This window comes from Halorubrum saccharovorum DSM 1137 (assembly GCF_000337915.1).
In the GTDB taxonomy this organism is placed as follows: Archaea; Halobacteriota; Halobacteria; order Halobacteriales; family Haloferacaceae; genus Halorubrum; species Halorubrum saccharovorum.
The window spans coordinates 130,229-147,418 of the sequence record NZ_AOJE01000005.1; the positions used below are offsets into that span (position 1 = coordinate 130,229).

Below are 17,190 nucleotides of genomic sequence, written 5' to 3' on the forward strand. Positions count from 1 at the left end.
ATGCGTCCCCGGCGGGAAGGCAACGGTATGCGCCCGCGAACGCTGCTCGCGCTGCTCCTCGTCGTCCCCCTCGTGGACGCGCTGTTCCTGATCGTCGTCGCGACGCGGCTGGGGTGGGCGGTCACGGTCGCGCTCGTCGTGTTGACGGCCGTCCTCGGGATGCTCCTCCTCCGCGCCGAGGGGCGCGCGACGCTCGCGAGGGTCCAGCGCAAACTGGCCCGCGGCGAGCCCCCGACCGACGAACTGCTCGACGGAGGCCTCCTGATCGCCGCCGGCGCGTTCCTGCTCACGCCGGGGCTCGTCACCGACGCGGTCGGGTTTCTGCTCGCGCTCCCGCTCTCTCGGGTCCCGATCCGCATGGCTCTCAAGAAGTACGTCGTGATCCCGTACCTCGACAGCGAGACCGGCGGGTTCACCACCGGAAACGTCTACGTCGGCGGATTCCCGGGCGGTGACGGAGACGGAGCCGGGTTCACCATGGGCGGCTCGTTCGGTGGCGGCAACTTCGGCGGAGGCAACTTCGACGGCGACGAGTTCGACGAGGGCGCGTTCGGCGGCAACGACGGCTTCGACCAGCAGGGCTCCGCCGGCGACGACGCCGGCGACGCCTCCGACGGCGACCGATTCGACGACCCGGACCACGCCGACGACGTCGTGGACGTGGACTTCACGGTCGAAGACGAAGAGTCGGACCGGGGCGACTGACGCCGTCGCTTTCTACGCGCTCTCCCCTCCGCGTGACCCGTTTCTGGCGCGATCTGAAACCGGCTGACTGCGGGCGATTCGCGAAAGGAAACCCTTAAAATCCTACCAGCGCAACGAATGAATGCGCTCACCTGGGCCAATAGCTCAGTCAGGTTGAGCGCTCGGCTGATAACCGGGAGGTCCACGGTTCAAATCCGTGTTGGCCCACCTACTGTCCGCTCGGTCTTTGACCGGGCGAGATTGGTGGGCTGGGACTCCCCAGCCACCCAATTTCGGTCTTCTACACCATTAGGGGCACCGCTAGCGAGTCTTGTCCGGGCTAGAATTAAGCCGGTAGTCACCGCCGTCCCCCGATCTGCGTTAGCCGAGGTGGTCTCGGCATGATGTTGCTCCGATCTCACAGTAGCCGGAGCAACTGCCTCCAGTGTGGCGCTCACGTTCCGAGCGACTTCCGACGAGTCCACGGCGACGACGACGATCGCGCGCACCGCTGCCCCGAGTGCGACTCGTGGGTGCGGATCTGTGAGTGGAGTGCGGCGTCGAAGGACGTGCCGACGACGAACGCGAAGACGATCCCTGCCGCAACGCGAGGGAACCGCAGAGCGGAGGACCGTCAGGATGACGCTCTTCGTCCGAGCTTTCGAACTCTAGAATCCGTCCGCCGGTGCACGCACTAACGTCGTCGACGCGGCCCGCCTGCGCTGGCAGCGCGACGCCGAACAGAGGAAGGATCATGACCCCGAGCCTTCGCAGTCTGCTGGAATCGATGCTTAAATTAACATGACCCGTGAGGGTTAGCTACCTACTCTATTCGTCTCCGGTTGCACTGATTTCGTCAGAGCCAGAAGCATCAGTGTTACTGTCTCCACCACCACTAGCGCTGGTTGACTCATTTTCTACGCTGACGTTGAAAGTGGACGTAGTGGTAAGGATAGCTGGGTGTCCACTCGCGTTATTCTGCAGCACATCGTACGGAATTACATCCGCGGAATAACTCGTGATCGGTGAGCCAACGTCATCAGCACCCGCCATCACAAGCGGTGACGACCCACTGACATCGCTCTCAGGAATGTCGTAGTCCGCGGCGATACTGGAGTTTGGTGCGTGGAAGCTTACTGTATACCGGAGTTGGACCTCACTGTTTTCAGTAGTGCCATCAGACGGGTTGAAGAACCTATCAACGGTTCCTGCTTGTTCGTAATTCCCGTTCTCGAAGCCATCTTCAGGAACATCTTGCGCTACAGACGTGCCGCTGAAGAAGTTCTCAGGTTGACTAACTCCGGAGTAGTCTGGACCCGTTCGGTCGTAGAGTGTGATCCCGTCGGACCCACCGAGCCACTCTCCAGCAATAGCGAATTCACCAGAGTAGCCGGGCCCCGTTTCGACTTCGGTACCGGGGTCATCGGTGCCATTCAGCCATCCGGTAGCTCTGAAAACGGGAGCAAAGTCGCCGACATTCTCGTTTTCGACATCGTGTGGTGCTGCCTCAATAAGAACTCTCACCTTCCCCACGACTTCATCAAACCCATCCCAGGAAACGTTGATATTGGGCTGGATGGACACTCTATCGATCTCGCCCTGAGCGGTCGCAACACTAGCTTCGCCAGAGCCGATGCTGAGCGATGAAGCGGCTGCGCTGCCCGACATCGTACCGATACCCACACCTGCAGCGGTTGCTGTCGCTCCGATACCTCCGATCGTCTTGAGTATATCTCTTCTCTGCATATGTATTCGGACTGCTCCGTTGTTGATCGCACGCGACCCACGAGACGCCGATACACGACATCGGACATCACCCGGGGGGCGCTCAACTAGTTCTATGGGGACAGCCCCATATCGTTATGATACTCCAGAGGTGGTTCAGGGTCGGACCGAAAATCTGGCCGGGGTGTTCTGCTCCACCCAGAATTCCGATTCAATAGCTTCAGGTTCGGCCTGAGATCCGTTCACGGCGTGTGTTGAGGAGTTGAATTCGGCTACGGGAATCGGAATTCTCAGACCGCGCCGACTGGCAACTGAATCCTCAAATGGTGAGCGATTCGATCGGAACCCTACGTGGCTTTCGCGACAGTTCAATCGTCCACGGGGACGACGTCACGGACGGGGTCGAGCGGGTCGCCGGCGTCGTCGTCGAGCGCCTAGGGGAGTCGGTGATGGCGGACGCCGCCTTCCCTATCCCGGCGGGAAGAGTCGCTTCGTGTCATGGATTCTCGATCGGACACCCGAGCACACCTGCTTCGTGGAGTATTCGTGGGCACGGCCGACATCCCGAGTTCAATAGACCTGTTAAGCCGTATGATTCAGACAATTTTAGGTGGGCGATAAAGACGAAGGGTCACTCCGTGTAGATGGACTCTGGGACTCCCCGACCACCCAATTTCGGTTTCTACACCGCTAGCGCGTCTTGTCCGGGGTGAAAGTAATCGCTGTTCTACTTCCGATGAACGGGCTCTTGCACTAAGCCTATAGACTTGTTCACCCCTGTTACACCTCCTGGAGAACCTCTTTCGCAATACGATCGATCACAACGAGCCGCCCGTCTCTCTCACTATCGGACGTATCGACAGGACCACCGAAGACCGTCTGTCCACGACCGGATTTTTCGTTGCGGATGCCGGAAAGGGAATACCTCCTGACGAACGCGACGAGGTGTTCGCTCACGGCTACAGGAGCGACCAAGACGGGACGGGGTTCGGCCTCTCAATTGTTCGCCACGTGGCCGAAGCCCACAACTGGGACGTGGCACTCACGGAGGGGCGCGACGGTGGGGCACGCTTCGAGTTCACGGCTGTCGAATTCGCCCGGGGCACAGTCGAGCGGTAAACGCTGCTGTACAGGAGATCGCCGACTCAGTCGCTAGTGACTCTCAAAACGGGGTCCGGCTCTCGTCGTCTCGGCGGTAACCGTCTCGGCGTAACCGTCTAGGCGTCAACTTCCGCGCCCGCAAGCTCGTCAGCGAGGAACTCGGCGATCGACACGTCTTCCTCTTCGACGAACCGCGCGACCTCCTCGCCGTCGGCAGTCTCGACGACGACCGTCGGGATCAGCTCGATCCCGTACTCGTCGACGGCCTCCCCCTCCTTGCCGTTCGGGCCCTTCGTCACCGGGAAGTCCTCGATCCGGTCGTCGGGGACGCCGGCCGCCGCGAGCGCCGCGCCGAACGCCGGGAGCTGTCGCTGACAGTCGCCGCACCAGTCGCCGCCCCAGACTTTGAACCGGTAGTCGCGGGTTCCGAGCGCGTCGAGCACGGCGGGATCGAACTCGTCGTCGGGGGGAGTCGGGGCGTCGGCGTCGTCGAAGTGTGGATCGAGCGTTTCGAGCGTCATACCCGGTCGCACGCCGGCGACGCTTGTAAACGCCTCGTCGGTGGCAACGGGTCGGCGGCTCTCCGGACACGCCTTGCCGCAGTCCGCGGGGCATTTGAGTGGCGCCCCCCTCGGGTCGCACATGGACGAGGACGTGTTGGACGCGCTCGGATCGCCGCTCGTGCGAGTCGGCTCGCCGCCCGGGACGACGGTGGCGGCGAAGGTCGAGTCGCACAACCCGGGCGGTTCCGCGAAGGACCGCCCGGCGCTGTACATGGTTGAGGCCGCCGAGGAGGCCGGCGACCTGACGCCCGGCGACGGAATCGTCGAACCCACCTCCGGCAACACGGGTATCGGGCTGGCGATGGTCGGAGCGGTGAAGGGGTACGACGTGACGCTCGTGATGCCCGAAGGGAAGTCGGTCGAGCGCCGGCGGCTCATGCTCGCGTACGGCGCCGACGTGGAGCTCGTCGAGGGCGACATCTCCGAGGCCAAAGAGCGCGCCGACGCGCTCGAACGCGAGGAGGGGATGACCCAGCTCCGCCAGTTCGAGAACCCCGCGAACCCGCGCGCTCACTACGAGACCACCGGACCGGAGATCCTCGATCAGGTGGACGGTCGGCCCGTCGACGCCCTCGTGGCGGGCGTCGGCACGGGGGGTACCCTCACCGGGATCGGGCGGCGTCTCCGAGAGGCGTTCCCCGACGTGCGGATCGACGCGGTCGAGCCGAGCGACAACGCCGTCCTCTCCGGCGGCGAGCCCGGCGTCGACGAGTTCCAGGGGATGGGACCGGGGTTCGTCGCGCCGAACCTCGACACGGACCTGCTCGACGGGGTGCACACGGTCGACATCGAGGACGCCGAGGCCGAGTGTCGCCGGCTCGCGCGCGAAGAGGGGCTGCTCGTCGGCCAGTCCTCCGGCGCCTCCAACCTCGCGGCCAAAGACGTCGCCGCCGAACTCCGGGAGTCGGGCGCGTTCGCCGGCGACGAACCACTCGTCGTCACCGTCTTCTGGGACAGCGGCGAGCGCTACCTCACCGCCGGGACCTTCGACGAGTGAGCGGGTCGACACGATCGGGGCCCGTCTGCGAGCGCGCTCGTCCGGCGGACGCCACCGGTCCGATTCGCACGGAGAGTGACCGTCGGCCGCGGTGCCGTCCGGACTCGAAACCGTTGGCGCCGTCCCGCCCTGACGAATCGCCAGTGACGGTCGGATGAGCTGGCAGTACCGCCACACGGTGCTGTCGCTGTGCATGCTCGCGTTTCTGGTGACGTACTTCGCCAGGCTGGCGATCAGCCCCGTCGTCCCGCTGATCGTCGACGACTTCACGGTGTCGAACACCGCCATCGGGTTCGCGCTCTCCGGGATGTGGCTGGCGTACGGCGCCGCCCAGTTCCCGAGCGGCGTGCTCGCGGACCGGTACGGCGAGCGCGCCGTGATCCTCGTCGCCGTCGGCGGCACCGCGGCGACGAGCGTCGTCCTCGCTCTCGCGCCCGTCTTCCCCGCGTTCGTGCTGGCGGCGGTGCTCTTGGGGCTCGTCGCCGGGCTCCACTACGCGGTGGCGACGACGCTGCTCTCGCGGACGTTCGACGACCTCGGGACGGCGCTCGGGCTTCACTCGATCGGGGGGCCGCTCGCCGGGCTCGTGGCGCCCGTCGCCGCCGCGTGGGTCGGGGTCCGGTACGGCTGGCGTCCCGCGGTCGCGCTGGCCGCGCTGGTCGGCGTACCCGTGTTCCTGCTGTTCGCGTGGCGCGTCCGCCCGACCGAGCCGCGGCGCCCCGACCAGCCGATGCGGGAGCGGTTCGCGCTCGCGCCGCTCGTCGAGCTCCTCTCCCGGCCGAACGTCCTCCTCCCGCTGTTCGTCGCGATGACCGGCACGTACGTGGTTCAGGGCGTGATGTCGTTTCTCCCCACCTTCCTCGTGGAGTTCCGCGGCTTCTCGTCGTCGGGCGCCGCCGGGGTGTTCTCGGCGTTCTTCGTCGTCCGCGCCGTCGCACAGGTGGGGCTCGGGCGACTGTCGGATCGAGCGGGCCGCGACGTCGCCATCGGCGCGGCGATGCTCGCGGGCGCGATCGGAACCGCCGCGTTCGTCCTCGGTCCGGGCTTCGCCGGCGTCGCGGTCGCGGTGCTGCTGGCCGGCTCCGGCGCGAGCTTCTTCTCGGCGATCGACCCCCGGTTCATGGACGCGCTCGGCGACGCGGAGCGCGGCGCCGGGTTCGGACTCGTTCGGACGGTGTACACCGTGATCGGCTCCGCGGGCTCCGTCGGCGTCGGACTCGCGGCCGACCTGTTCGGCTGGGGCGTCTCTTTCGGGATCCTGGCGGCCCTGTTCGGGGTCACGTTCGCCGCGCTCGTCGCGAACTGGGCGCTCGGGACGGGGTACTGACGCGAGGCCGCGGGCGGGAAGCCACGAGTCGGCGTCGCACGCGATCCGAAGACTACGAGTCGGTCCGGGATCAACTCGGCCCGTGCACGACTACCACGTCCACACGACCTACTCGGACGGCGCGTTCCTCCGTGAGATGGTGGACGCCGCCGCCGACGCGGGGCTCGACGGAGTGGGGATCGCCGACCACTGCAACGTCTCGCCCGACCCGGAGGCCGAGCGGTTCAAGCGCGCGCTCGGCTTCAACCTCGACATGACCTACGAGCGGCGGCGCGAGGCGATCGAGGAGATCCGCGAGGACCCCGCCGTCGGTCTCGACGTGTTCGACGCCGTGGAGATGGACTACGACCCCGACCACGAGGCGGCGATCGCCGACTTCCTCGACGGGGCGGGGTTCGACTACGCGATCGGGAGCGTCCACGAGCTCGACGGCGCGAACGTCCACACGCGCGCGCATTTCGCCGACAAGCCGGCGGACGAACGGGAGGCGCTCGTCGACCGGTACTTCGAGAAGCTGGTCGCGCTGATCGACGCCGAGCTGTTCGCGATCGCCGCGCATCCGGACCTGATCGAGCGCAACCCGCACCTCCGCGGGTTCGCGACCGAGGACCACTACGCGGCGGTCGTCGAGGCGTTCCGGAACTCGCGGACCGTCCCGGAGATCAACGCCGGGCGCCTGCTCGACGACTACGGGGAGTTCCACCCGGCTCCCGACTTCCTCGACCGGCTCGTCGACGCCGGGCTCCGGGTGAGCGTCGGCACCGACAGCCACGAGCCGGGCGTCATCGCGCCCCGGATCGACGAGATCGAGGCCGAACTGGAGTGGCGCGGGCTCGCCCCCGTCCGGCCGGAGGAGATCGCTGAGAACTGACCGCGTCGCAGGTGGTCGACTCCGTGGACGGCCCGATCAGTGGACCTTCCGGTCGTCGTCGGTGTCGATGTCTTCGATCGGATCTGCGTTGCCGAAGTCGGGCGTCGGGCCGTCGCCCGGTTCCGCCCACGAGACCGCGTTCCGGAGCACCCGTCGCACGTCGTCGTCGTGGTAGATCGGGTACGTCTCGTGGCCGGGACGGAAGTAGAACACCTTCCCGTTGCCGCGGCGGTAACAGCAGCCGGAGCGAAACACCTCGCCGCCCGCGAACCAGGAGTTGAACACGAGCGTGTCCGGCGCCGGAACGTCGAATCGCTCGCCGTACATCTCCGTCTCGTCGAGTTCGATGTACTCGCCGATCCCGTCGGCGATCGGGTGGCCCGGCTCGACGGTCCACAGCCGCTCGGTCTCGGCGGCCTCTCGCCACTTGAGCGAGCAGCTGGTGCCCATCAGCCGCTTGAAGATCTTCGAGTAGTGCGCGGAGTGGAGCACCAACAGACCCATCCCGTCGAGGACGCGCTCGTGGATCCGGTCGACGACTTCGTCGCGCACCTCGTCGTGTGCCGCGTGACCCCACCACGTGAGCACGTCGGTATCGTCTAAGACCGCCTCGGTGAGCCCGTGGTCCGGTCCCTCGTCGAGGGTCGCGGTACGGACCTCGTGGTCGGCCTCACGGAGGGCCTCGGCGATGACCGCGTGGATCCCGTCGGGGTACACGTCGGCGACCGCGTCGCTCTCCCGTTCGTGGCGGTACTCGTTCCAAACCGTGACGCGTGCCATGCGTCCGCTCCTCGCCGAACTGACTTGTAGGATCGTATCCGGGAACGTCGACGCCGCTGGGAGGAGATCAGGTGGCGATCGCCCTCGGACCCGCGTCCGAACCGTCGCCGTCCGTCTCTCGCCCGCTCCCGACGCACCCGCCTCTCAGCAACCCGCTCCTCACGCGTCCGGCCACTTGATCGAACAGCCCCGAGAGGGGCGGTCCGGGATCTCGACCTCCTCGCCCGCCAGCACCGCGTCGACGGCGTCGCGGATGTAGAACTCGGTCGGCTCGTCGTCGGGGTTCAACGCGTCGTCGAGCCGGCCGTGATACCGGAGCCGGAACGCGTCGCCGTCGCGGCCGAACAGGAACGGGTCGGGGGTACAGACCGCGCCGTACGCGTCCGCTACCTCACCCGCCTCGTCGCGGAGGTAGGCGTCGTACGCGATCGTGCCGTCGGCGACGCGCTCGCGCATCGCCTCGAAGGAGTCGTCGGGGTACTCGTCGGCGTCGTTCGGGTTGATTCCCACGACGGCCAGGTCGTCGTACTCGGCCGCCAGATCGTTGAGAAGGCCGAACTTCGCCTGCGCGTACGGGCAGTGGTTGCAGGTGAACACCGCAAGCAGTGCGTCCGCGTCGAACGAGTCGAGCGTGTGCGTCTCGCCGTCGGTGCCCGGTAGCTCGAACGCCGGCGCGGCGTCGCCGCGGTCGAGGTCCGAGTCGGATTCCATCGCGACCATACGCGCCTGTTCCAGCGCCGTCCTCAAAACCGTTCCGCGGGATTCTCATCGGCTCGTACCGGATCCGCGCGCCACGACCGTGGCCGCGACGTGCGCGACGGCGACCGCACACAGCCAGCATCCCGCGACGGCGAGGAGAACCGCGATCGCGAGGGACCACTCCCGGAGGAGCGCGCTCGTCGCCCGCAGTGCGACGAGGAGCCCGCCGATGACGACCCCCGCGAGCGTCGCGATCGGCAGGAGAGCCTGATACCCCCCGGCTCGGAGCCTGCGACCGCACAGGTTGGTCTCGGTGCCTCGGTGAGACCGGTACCGCTTCTGGGCGCTCGCACGCCGTCGCCGCCGCTCGGTCGGATCGTCTCGCGGTCGCATGGGGGCGGGTGGCCGCGGCATCGTCCCTAAATCGTTCCCCGCGTCGGCCCGAAATCGCTCCGTGGCGGGGTCGCGGAGCGCGGCCCGCCGACACTCGCTCGATGACGGTGTCTCGTGGCTTTTTGGTCAGGGGCTCCGTACCACGTGTATGTCAACCCGAGAGCCGTCCTACCGAACGCTCCGACTGCTGTGCGCGAACGCGGTCGGCATGGCGGGATTCCTGATCGCGTTCGCGGTCGCTCGGGAGTTCGCGGTCGCGCTCGTCGCGGCCGCGATCGTGGCGGCGATCGGGTACGCCGCGTCGAGCGCCGTCGTCGCGTACGCGTCGGAAATGACCGGGACCTGATGTGTAACATGAAAATAATTACTATGCCCGAGTGTTGACACACCAACAGATGACAACACGGGACGGCCGTCGGTCGGACGCGCTCTCGGCGGACGCGCGGTCCGAGGCGGCGCAAGTACTCCTAGTCGCCGAACAGCCGGCGGTCTGGGACCGCGCGGTGGCGGCCATCGAGGACCACGCCGACCGGTTCGAAGTGACGCCGGCCGCCGACGCGGCCGAGGGCCTCGGTGTCGTCGATTCCGGGGAGATCGACTGCGTCGTCAGCGGCTACGACCTCTCAGAGACGGATGGCGTCGAGTTCCTCCGCGCTGTCCGCGAGCGCGATCGCGACCTCCCCTTCGTGCTGTTCACGGCTCACGGGTCCGAGGCGGTGGCGAGCGAGGCGGTCGCCGCGGGGGTCGACGAGTACCTCCCGGTGGACGACGACCCCGACGACAGCGGGAACCCAGACGACAGCGGGGATTCCTACGCGACGCTCGCGTCTCGCGTCGACCGCGCCGTGTCCCGGTCGCGCACCGAGCGCCGGGTGACGGAACACCTCGACCGGATGACGGACGCGTTCTGCGGTATCGACGAGGACTGGCGCCTCACGTACCTCAACGAGCGGGCGGCGGAACTGCTCGGGCGCGACGCAGGAGAGCTGCTCGGAGAGCGGATCTGGGACCGGTTCGAAGCTCTCCGCGGGACTGTGCTCGAGACGGAGTTCCGCGAGGCGATGGCGACCGGGGAGCCGACCGCCTTCGAGTTCCACTTCGACGGCCCGGCTCTGGACCTCGCGATCGACGCGTACCCCTCCGACACCGGACTGTCGGTGTACTTCCGCGACGTGACCGAGGAGAAGGAGCGCGAGCGCGAGCTCCGCGAGCTCTCCGAGCGGTTCCGCCTCGCCATCGAGGGCGCAGACGCCGGCGTCTGGGACTGGGATGTCCGCACCGACGAGGTGCGATTCGACGAGCGGTGGGCCGGCATGCTGGGGTACGACCAGTCGGAGATCGCCTTCGAGCTCACGGAGTGGGAGGATCGCGTCCACCCCGACGACCTCTCCAAGGTGTGGGCGGCGCTGGAGTCGCACTTCGCCGGCGAGACGGAGTACTACCAGTGCGACCACCGGATGGAGACGAAATCGGGCGACTGGAAGTGGATCCGCGACCGCGGCCGCGTCGTCGAGCGCACCGACGAGGGGGAGCCGGTCCGCGCCGTCGGGATCCACATCGACGTGACCGAGGAGAAGAAGCGGGAACGCGACCTAGAGCGCTACCGGCGGCTCGTCGACGAACTCCCCGACTCGGTGGCAGTCTACGACGCCGACGGACGGTTCTCGGTCGTCAACGACCGGACCGCCGAGGTGTACGACACGACTCCCGAGGAGCTCGTCGGTCGGCGGAGCCGGCTCGTTTCGCGGCTCCGCGAGACCCGCGAAGACGACCCGTTCGCGGCGCTGGTCGCCGGCGACCGCGAGACGCTGTCCGGAACGGTCGAGCTCGACCTCCCCGCCCGGTCCGACGCGATCGTCGACTTCGGCTTCCGACGGCTCGTCATCGACGGCGAGTTCGACGGCGTACTCGGCACCTCCCGCGACGTGACCGAGAAGCGCCGCCGCCAGCGGGAACTCGAACGCACCTCGGCCCGACTCGAGGCCCTCTACGAGGACTCGCCGGACATGATCGACATCCACGACGAGGCGGGCCAGATCGTCGACGCGAACCCCGTGATGGCGGCCGAGCTCGGCTACGACCGCGAGGAGATCGTGGGGATGGACGTCTGGGAGATCGACGAGGAGCTCGACCCCCGAGAGGGACCTGATCTCTGGCAGAGCCTGCAGATGGACGAGACGCGTCGGCTGGAGACGACGTTCCGCCGAGCGGACGGCACGTCGTTCCCGGTCGAAGTGCAGGTCCGGCGGGTCGACGTGCAGGGTGAAGACCGGTTCCTCGCCACCAGCCGCGACATCTCGGAGCGGAGGGCGTACGAGCGCCGGATCGAGCGCGAGAACGAGCGGCTCGACGAGTTCGCGAGCATCGTCTCGCACGACCTCCGGAACCCCCTCAACGTGCTCTCCGGGTACCTCCGACTCGCCAGAGAGACGGGCAACGAGTCGTACTTCGAGCGCTGTGACACCGCGCTCGACGAGATGGAGCGGCTGATCGACGACGTGCTCACCCTCGCACGGCAGGGAGACGCCGTGGGGTCGGTCGATCCCGTCCCGCTCGGCGAGTTGGCGACCCGTCATGCGACCGACGTGCTCGGCCCGGTTGAGGGGGCGGGGAGCGTCGACGCGGACGGCGGGGACGCGGACGGCGAGGATTCGGATGGCGGAGACGCGGACGGTGAGAACGGCGGCGACATCCCCGACCGGCTCGATGTCGCCGTCGAGACCGAGGGCGACGTGCTCGCGGACCCCGGTCGGGTCAAGCGGCTGCTCCAGAACCTCTTCCGCAACGCGGCGGAACACGGGGGAGACCGCATCGTCGTCGGCGACATTCCCGACGGGTTCTACGTCGAAGACGACGGTCCCGGCATCCCCGAATCCCGCCGCGACGAGGTGTTCCAGAGCGGCCACACGACCTCCGAGTCGGGGACCGGATTCGGGCTTGCGATCGTCGAGCGCATCGCGGAGGCCCACGGCTGGGAAGTGACGCTGACCGAGGGCGAGACGGGGGGCGCCCGCTTCGAGTTCACGGGCGTCGAGCGGCCGTAACCGCTTATCACTGACGGCCCTGCGGCTTCCGAGTCGGGTCCGATACGCGAAAAATCGGTCGGGTCGTCGAGCGATTGAGCCGTCGATCCGCTAACCGCTTCGCCGGCTCAGAACGCGCCGGGGTAGACGCTGATGTCGGCGTGGAGGCCGTCGCGCAGCGCGCTGTGGACGTGGCAGATGCCCTCGGCGCGCTCGGCGATGTCGTCGGCGGTCTCGTCGTCGAGGTCGGCCTCGACGTGCACGTCGAAGGCGATGGACTCCAGATCGTCGTCGTCGTCGAGCTCCGCGCTCGCGTCGATCTGGACCTTGCCGAGCTCCTCCTCGCCGCGCTGGCTCCCGCCGACTCGGAACGCGGGGAGGTAACAGGAGGCGTACGTGGCGACGAGCGCGGCGTTCGGGTTCGGCCCCGTCTCGTCGGTCGCGTCGATCTGCAGGTCGAACTCGCCGACCTGACTCGTGCAGGCGTAGCCCTCTTCGGAAACGGTGGATGTCTCGATGTCTGCCATAGTCGTCTTCCGGTTCGGTCTGGCGAGGATAAAGGTTATCGGCATCGGAACGTCGGCGCGATCGAGCGACGGCGCGCTTATCGCCGACGCGCTCAGACACCGTCTACCGGCTCAGTCGTCTCCCGGAACGTCCGCCGCGCCCCCGGTCGCGCTCCGGAGGTCGGCCTCGATCGCCTCCAGCGTCCGGCCCTTGGTCTCGGGGACGGTGCGGTAGGTGAACAGCAGCGCGACGACGCTACAGACGCCGAACAGCCAGAACGTCGCCGGCGTGCCGATCCCGTCGAGCAGCACAGGGAACGACAGCGCCACGGCGAGGTTCGCGAGCCAGTTGGCGACCGTCACGATCCCCATCGCGCTCCCGCGAACGGCGAGCGGGTAGATCTCGGAGATGAGCAGCCAGAACACCGGCCCGAGCCCGATCGCGAAGAACGCGACGAACGACACGAGCGTGAGCGTCGCGAGCCAGCCGAGCCCGCCGGTCGGGTCGGCGAACTGGAAGACGAGGCCGGCGACGGTGAGCGACCCGATCATTCCCCCGGTCCCGACGAGTAGGAGGGGGCGCCGCCCGACGCGGTCGACGAGGAGGATCGCGACGACCGTCATCGCGACGTTGACGGTCCCGATGAACACCGACGCGAGGATCGACTGCGAGCTCCCGAACGCGGTCGACTCCAGGATCGTCGGCGCGTAGTACATCACGGCGTTGATCCCGGTGATCTGCTGGAAGATCGCGAGCCCGAGCCCGACGACCAGCGCCGGGCGCATCCACGGGCTGAGCAGGTCGCGGACCCCGTTCCCGGACTGCGCCTCGACGGTCGCCTCGATCTCGGAGAGCTCCGACTCGATGTCCCCGTCGCGCGTGCGGCGGAGCACCGCGCGGGCCTCGTCCGTCCGGCCTCGCTCGTAGAGCCACCGGGGGCTCTCGGGCATCCGGAGCATGCCGACCGCGAGCACGACGGCGGGGACCATCCCCGCGCCGAGCATGATCCGCCACGAGCCGGAGCCGGAGAAGGCGTAGTTGACGAAGTACGACGAGAGGATCCCCACGGTGACCATCAGCTGGTTCAGCGACGTGAGGCCGCCCCGGACCGAGGGCGGCGCGATCTCGGAGATGTACAGGGGCCCAACGATCGACGCGAAGCCGATGGCGATCCCGTCGATCATCCGCCCCGCGACGAGCACCTCGACGGTCGGCGCGACCGCCATGAGGAACGAGCCGAGGAAGAACACGACGGCCGACAACAGGATGAACCGCTTGCGGCCGATGCGATCGGAGATCTGCCCGCCGACGGCCGCGCCGGCCGCCGCCCCGACCATCGCGCCGCTGACGACGATCCCCTCCACCAGCGGCGTCAGCTCGAAGGCCGTGTCGATGAAGAGGATGGCTCCGGAGATGATCCCGGTGTCGAACCCGAACAGGAGTCCGTTGAGCGCTGCGAGCGCGGAGACGATGTAGACGAATCGTCCGCCTTCCCCGCGGATCACAGCCCGCATATCTGCGGTTGACATGGCGTACCATTCCGACGGTAACAGTCTTTTATTTAGAAGGCTTCTGATTTATTATTAATTTAAGTCTGTGAAGTAACTTTGTGCCCTTGGAGATCACCGGAATCTACCGCTATTCGTATAATATTTATTCACATTTGAATAGTATTCTACGATCGTGAGAAGGCGGCGGCGCAGTCGTCGATCGAGAGTCCGAGTCCCGCGGCTCTCTGTCGTCGTCGCGGGAAAAAATCACTGCCGCGTGTCGGACCGACTACTCTAGTACGTACGTCTCGTCGCCCTCGAGGACGACGGGTTCGGCCGCGGCGCCCGCGGCTTTCACCTCGTTGACGAACTCCCGCGTCTCGATCTCGATCGGCGGGAACGAGTCGTAGTGCATCGGGAACACCACGTCGGCGCCCACCCAGTCGGCGGCGATGCCGGCCCCGGCGGGCCCCATCGTGAAGTGGTCGCCGACGGGGAGCGCGGCGGCGTCGGGCTCGAGGTACGGCGCGATCACGTCGACCATCTCGGACATCAGCCCGGTGTCGCCGGCGTGGTAGAACGTCGTGCAGTCGGGGTCCGACTCCTGAGTCGGTTTCTTGTCCCCGACCACGAAGCCGGCCGGCATCCCGGCGGAGGTGCCGTATCCCGTGTCGATCCCGTTCGAGTGGTCCGCGCGGACCATCGTCACCCAGGCGTCGCCGCACTCGACGGTGCCGCCGATGTTCATCCCCATGCCGCCGACGGCGTCCTCGTGGCCGAAGTTGTCCTGGATGTACCCCGTCAGCTCCGGAGTGGCGACCACCGTCGCGTCCTCGTACCGGTCCACGTCGCCGATGTGATCCGAGTGGCCGTGAGTCAAGAGGAGGTAGTCGGGGTCGAGCTCCTCCGGGTCGACGTCGGTCTTCGGGTTGTCGAAGAACGGATCGATCAGCAGTTCCGTCTCGTCGACGACGACGTGCCACGTGGAGTGGCCGTGCCAGGTGAGTTCCATGGTACGCGTGATACGTCTCAGCGAGTCGTAATAAAAGTCGACGCCGCGGTGACGTCGCCCGCCGGGAGAGGAGTTAACCGCCCGCCGCACGAATCCCCTCCGATGCCCTCTGAGCGGAACGACGCCCCGGCGCTGACCGATCGGTGTCGCGAGTGCGACCGATCGGTCGCGCCCGACGCGAACTTCTGTCCGGGCTGCGGCGCCGACCTGCGCGCCACGGAACCGACGGACGACGCCGCGTCCGCGTACTGCACCGAGTGCGGCGAGCCCGTCGCGTCCGACGACGAGTTCTGTGCGAACTGCGGGGAGCCGTGCGGGAGCACCGGGGGTTCGACCGTTAGGGCTCGCGACTCCGGCACCGACGCCGACTCCGGCACCGACGCCGACTCCGGCACCGACGCCGACGCCCGCCGAGCCTTCCGCACCCGCGTCCGCGACCACCTCGACGCCGGCTGGGAGCTCACCGAAGACCACGGCGACCGGGTCGTCCTCGTCGACAGGGACATCGGCTCGATCCCGGTCCACGTCCTCCTCCTGCCGACGACCGGCGGCGTCGGGAACGTGCTGTACGGCTGGTATCACTACACCGAGCTGTCGGAGACGCGCCGGCTCGCCGTCGACGAGCCGCTCCCGGCCTCGGAGCTGTCCACTCCCGGACGCGACGAGGACCCGCTAGTCACGCTCTCCGGGTACCTCCTGAGCGGGCTGCTGCTGCTGATCGGGCTGGGCATCGCCGCCGTCTCGGTCGAGGCCGGGGCGGTCCCCGGCGCGCTGTTCGGGCTCGCCTTCGCCGCGATCGGACTGGCACTGTCCCCGCCCGTGGAACGGCGGCTCGACCGCCGACACGGGATCTCCCGGTTCGGGCGAGTCCGGACCGTCGACCACCGGATCACCCCCGCGACGGAGCGGACGGAGTCGCCCTGCGTCGTCTGCGGCGAGGCGTTCGAGCGCGGGGTCGTCCGCCGGCGCCGCGACGAGACGGTCGTCGCCGGCGTCCCGATCCGGACCCGCTCGGTACGGCACAACCACTACTGCGCCGACTGCGCCCGCGAGGAGCTGTTCGGTGGTGACGCGGGCGAACAGGGGGCGGATCCGGACGTCGCGATCGACGCCGACGAGCTGAGACGGGACGAAGAGGCGGAGCGGGAGCGATGACGGTCCGGAGCGGCTGGCGGAGCGATGACGGTCCGGAGCGGCTGGCGGAGCGGTGACTGACCTGCACCGAACGTCCTCCGGCAGTCCTTTTATCAGCCCGTTCGATGGGTCGGTATGCACCGCGCACGGTTCCGCGATCCGGCCGGATCGATCCGCGAGGGCACCTACGACCCCGAGGCCGACACCGTCGCCTTCGCCGGCGACGAGTACGCCCTCGACGACCCCGCGATCGACGTGCTCCCGCCCGCCGAACCGACGAAGATCGTCTGTATCGGCCGCAACTACGCCGACCACGCCGCCGAGCTCGGCAACGACGTGCCGGACCGACCGCTCCTCTTCTTGAAGCCCCCGAACGCGCTGGCGGGCCACGGCGACGAGATCACGGTCCCCGCGGGGAAAGACCGGATCGACTGGGAGGCCGAGATCGCGGTCGTGATCGGCGAGCAGTGCAGGGGCGTCGACGCCGACGACGCGATGGACGTCGTCGCCGGCTTCACCTGCATGAACGACGTGTCCAACCGAGACGACCAGAACCGCGAGCAGAACTGGGTGCGCGGGAAGGCGTTCGACGGCGCCGCGCCGCTCGGTCCCGTGATGGCGACACCGGACGAGGTGCCGGACGACGCGAACGTCGAGCTCCGCGTCAACGGCGAGACGAAGCAGTCGAGCGACCGCGAGCACCTCATCTTCGACGTGCCGACGCTGATCGAGGAGATCACGACCTACCTCACCTTGGAACCGGGCGACGTGATCTCGACCGGCACGCCCGAGGGCGTCGGCGCCCTCTCGGACGGCGACACCGTCGCGGTCGAGATCGAGGGCGTCGGGACCCTCGAACACGACGTTCGGGTCCCCTGAGCCCC

At 67.8% G+C, this 17,190-nt stretch carries 18 protein-coding genes and 1 tRNA gene; 11 read left to right on the top strand and 8 right to left on the bottom strand.

Going from position 1 to position 17,190, the window contains the following annotated elements; all coding sequences use genetic code 11:
* Positions 1-27 precede the first annotated feature (27 nt).
* From C471_RS00680 to C471_RS18415, 3 genes are all read left to right on the top strand, one after another.
* Positions 28-705 (top strand): FxsA family protein, encoded by a 678-nt coding sequence (locus C471_RS00680; RefSeq protein WP_004045829.1) that lies wholly within the window; start codon positions 28-30, stop codon positions 703-705.
* A 133-nt stretch (positions 706-838) separates the two neighbouring features.
* Positions 839-912, top strand: a tRNA-Ile gene (locus C471_RS00685).
* Between the two features lie 176 nt (positions 913-1,088).
* Positions 1,089-1,382, top strand: coding sequence for a DUF7563 family protein (locus C471_RS18415; protein ID WP_449272073.1), 294 nt, complete (start codon positions 1,089-1,091; stop codon positions 1,380-1,382).
* A gap of 130 nt (positions 1,383-1,512) precedes the next feature.
* Here the strand turns inward: C471_RS18415 and C471_RS16755 are convergent, their stop codons facing one another.
* Positions 1,513-2,430, bottom strand: a complete 918-nt coding sequence (locus tag C471_RS16755; RefSeq protein WP_152421788.1) for a hypothetical protein — start codon at positions 2,428-2,430, stop codon at positions 1,513-1,515.
* 792 nt (positions 2,431-3,222) lie between these two features.
* Between C471_RS16755 and C471_RS16125 the strand changes: the two genes are divergently transcribed.
* Entirely contained in the window at positions 3,223-3,528 is a 306-nt protein-coding gene (locus tag C471_RS16125; RefSeq protein ID WP_239638599.1) for a sensor histidine kinase, read from the top strand.
* A 98-nt stretch (positions 3,529-3,626) separates the two neighbouring features.
* Here the strand turns inward: C471_RS16125 and C471_RS00695 are convergent, their stop codons facing one another.
* Positions 3,627-4,031 (bottom strand): hypothetical protein, encoded by a 405-nt coding sequence (locus C471_RS00695; protein ID WP_004045831.1) that lies wholly within the window; start codon positions 4,029-4,031, stop codon positions 3,627-3,629.
* 121 nt (positions 4,032-4,152) lie between these two features.
* On the opposite strand from C471_RS00695, the gene C471_RS00700 reads away from it, so the two are divergent.
* From C471_RS00700 to C471_RS00710, 3 genes are all read left to right on the top strand, one after another.
* Positions 4,153-5,070, top strand: a complete 918-nt coding sequence (locus C471_RS00700; protein ID WP_004045832.1) for a PLP-dependent cysteine synthase family protein — start codon at positions 4,153-4,155, stop codon at positions 5,068-5,070.
* Positions 5,071-5,224: 154 nt separating this feature from the next.
* On the top strand, positions 5,225-6,397 hold the full coding sequence (locus C471_RS00705; protein WP_004045833.1) for an MFS transporter: 1,173 nt from the start codon (positions 5,225-5,227) through the stop codon (positions 6,395-6,397).
* 82 nt (positions 6,398-6,479) lie between these two features.
* Positions 6,480-7,268: a PHP domain-containing protein gene (locus C471_RS00710; protein WP_004045834.1), complete on the top strand. Its 789-nt coding sequence runs from the start codon at positions 6,480-6,482 to the stop codon at positions 7,266-7,268.
* A 36-nt stretch (positions 7,269-7,304) separates the two neighbouring features.
* Here C471_RS00710 and C471_RS00715 read toward each other — a convergent pair whose 3' ends face one another.
* The 3 genes from C471_RS00715 to C471_RS00725 all read right to left on the bottom strand — a co-directional run bounded on the left by C471_RS00715 (position 7,305) and on the right by C471_RS00725 (position 9,140).
* Entirely contained in the window at positions 7,305-8,048 is a 744-nt protein-coding gene (locus C471_RS00715) for a ThuA domain-containing protein (protein WP_004045835.1), read from the bottom strand.
* Between the two features lie 159 nt (positions 8,049-8,207).
* Complete coding sequence (locus tag C471_RS00720) at positions 8,208-8,768, bottom strand: thioredoxin family protein (protein ID WP_004045836.1); 561 nt, start codon at positions 8,766-8,768, stop codon at positions 8,208-8,210.
* Positions 8,769-8,813: 45 nt separating this feature from the next.
* Positions 8,814-9,140 carry a hypothetical protein gene (locus C471_RS00725; protein ID WP_004045837.1) on the bottom strand — a complete coding sequence of 109 codons (327 nt, stop codon included), beginning with the start codon at positions 9,138-9,140 and terminating at the stop codon, positions 8,814-8,816.
* Positions 9,141-9,288: 148 nt separating this feature from the next.
* Between C471_RS00725 and C471_RS00730 the strand changes: the two genes are divergently transcribed.
* Positions 9,289-9,486 carry a hypothetical protein gene (locus C471_RS00730; RefSeq protein ID WP_049908894.1) on the top strand — a complete coding sequence of 66 codons (198 nt, stop codon included), beginning with the start codon at positions 9,289-9,291 and terminating at the stop codon, positions 9,484-9,486.
* 49 nt (positions 9,487-9,535) lie between these two features.
* Complete coding sequence (locus C471_RS00735) at positions 9,536-12,184, top strand: PAS domain S-box protein (protein ID WP_004045838.1); 2,649 nt, start codon at positions 9,536-9,538, stop codon at positions 12,182-12,184.
* A gap of 107 nt (positions 12,185-12,291) precedes the next feature.
* On the opposite strand, the gene C471_RS00740 is transcribed toward C471_RS00735, so the two are convergent.
* The 3 genes from C471_RS00740 to C471_RS00750 form a co-directional block, all read right to left on the bottom strand.
* A complete protein-coding gene (locus C471_RS00740) occupies positions 12,292-12,690 on the bottom strand; it encodes an OsmC family protein (protein ID WP_004045839.1) in 399 nt (132 codons plus the stop codon).
* A gap of 111 nt (positions 12,691-12,801) precedes the next feature.
* Positions 12,802-14,199 (bottom strand): sugar porter family MFS transporter, encoded by a 1,398-nt coding sequence (locus tag C471_RS00745; protein WP_049908895.1) that lies wholly within the window; start codon positions 14,197-14,199, stop codon positions 12,802-12,804.
* A gap of 250 nt (positions 14,200-14,449) precedes the next feature.
* Positions 14,450-15,172: a metal-dependent hydrolase gene (locus C471_RS00750; protein WP_004045841.1), complete on the bottom strand. Its 723-nt coding sequence runs from the start codon at positions 15,170-15,172 to the stop codon at positions 14,450-14,452.
* Positions 15,173-15,274: 102 nt separating this feature from the next.
* Here C471_RS00750 and C471_RS00755 point away from each other — a divergent pair, with 102 nt between their 5' ends.
* On the top strand, positions 15,275-16,327 hold the full coding sequence (locus tag C471_RS00755) for a zinc ribbon domain-containing protein (RefSeq protein WP_004045842.1): 1,053 nt from the start codon (positions 15,275-15,277) through the stop codon (positions 16,325-16,327).
* 114 nt (positions 16,328-16,441) lie between these two features.
* Entirely contained in the window at positions 16,442-17,185 is a 744-nt protein-coding gene (locus C471_RS00760; RefSeq protein ID WP_004045843.1) for a fumarylacetoacetate hydrolase family protein, read from the top strand.
* Positions 17,186-17,190: the final 5 nt, after the last annotated feature.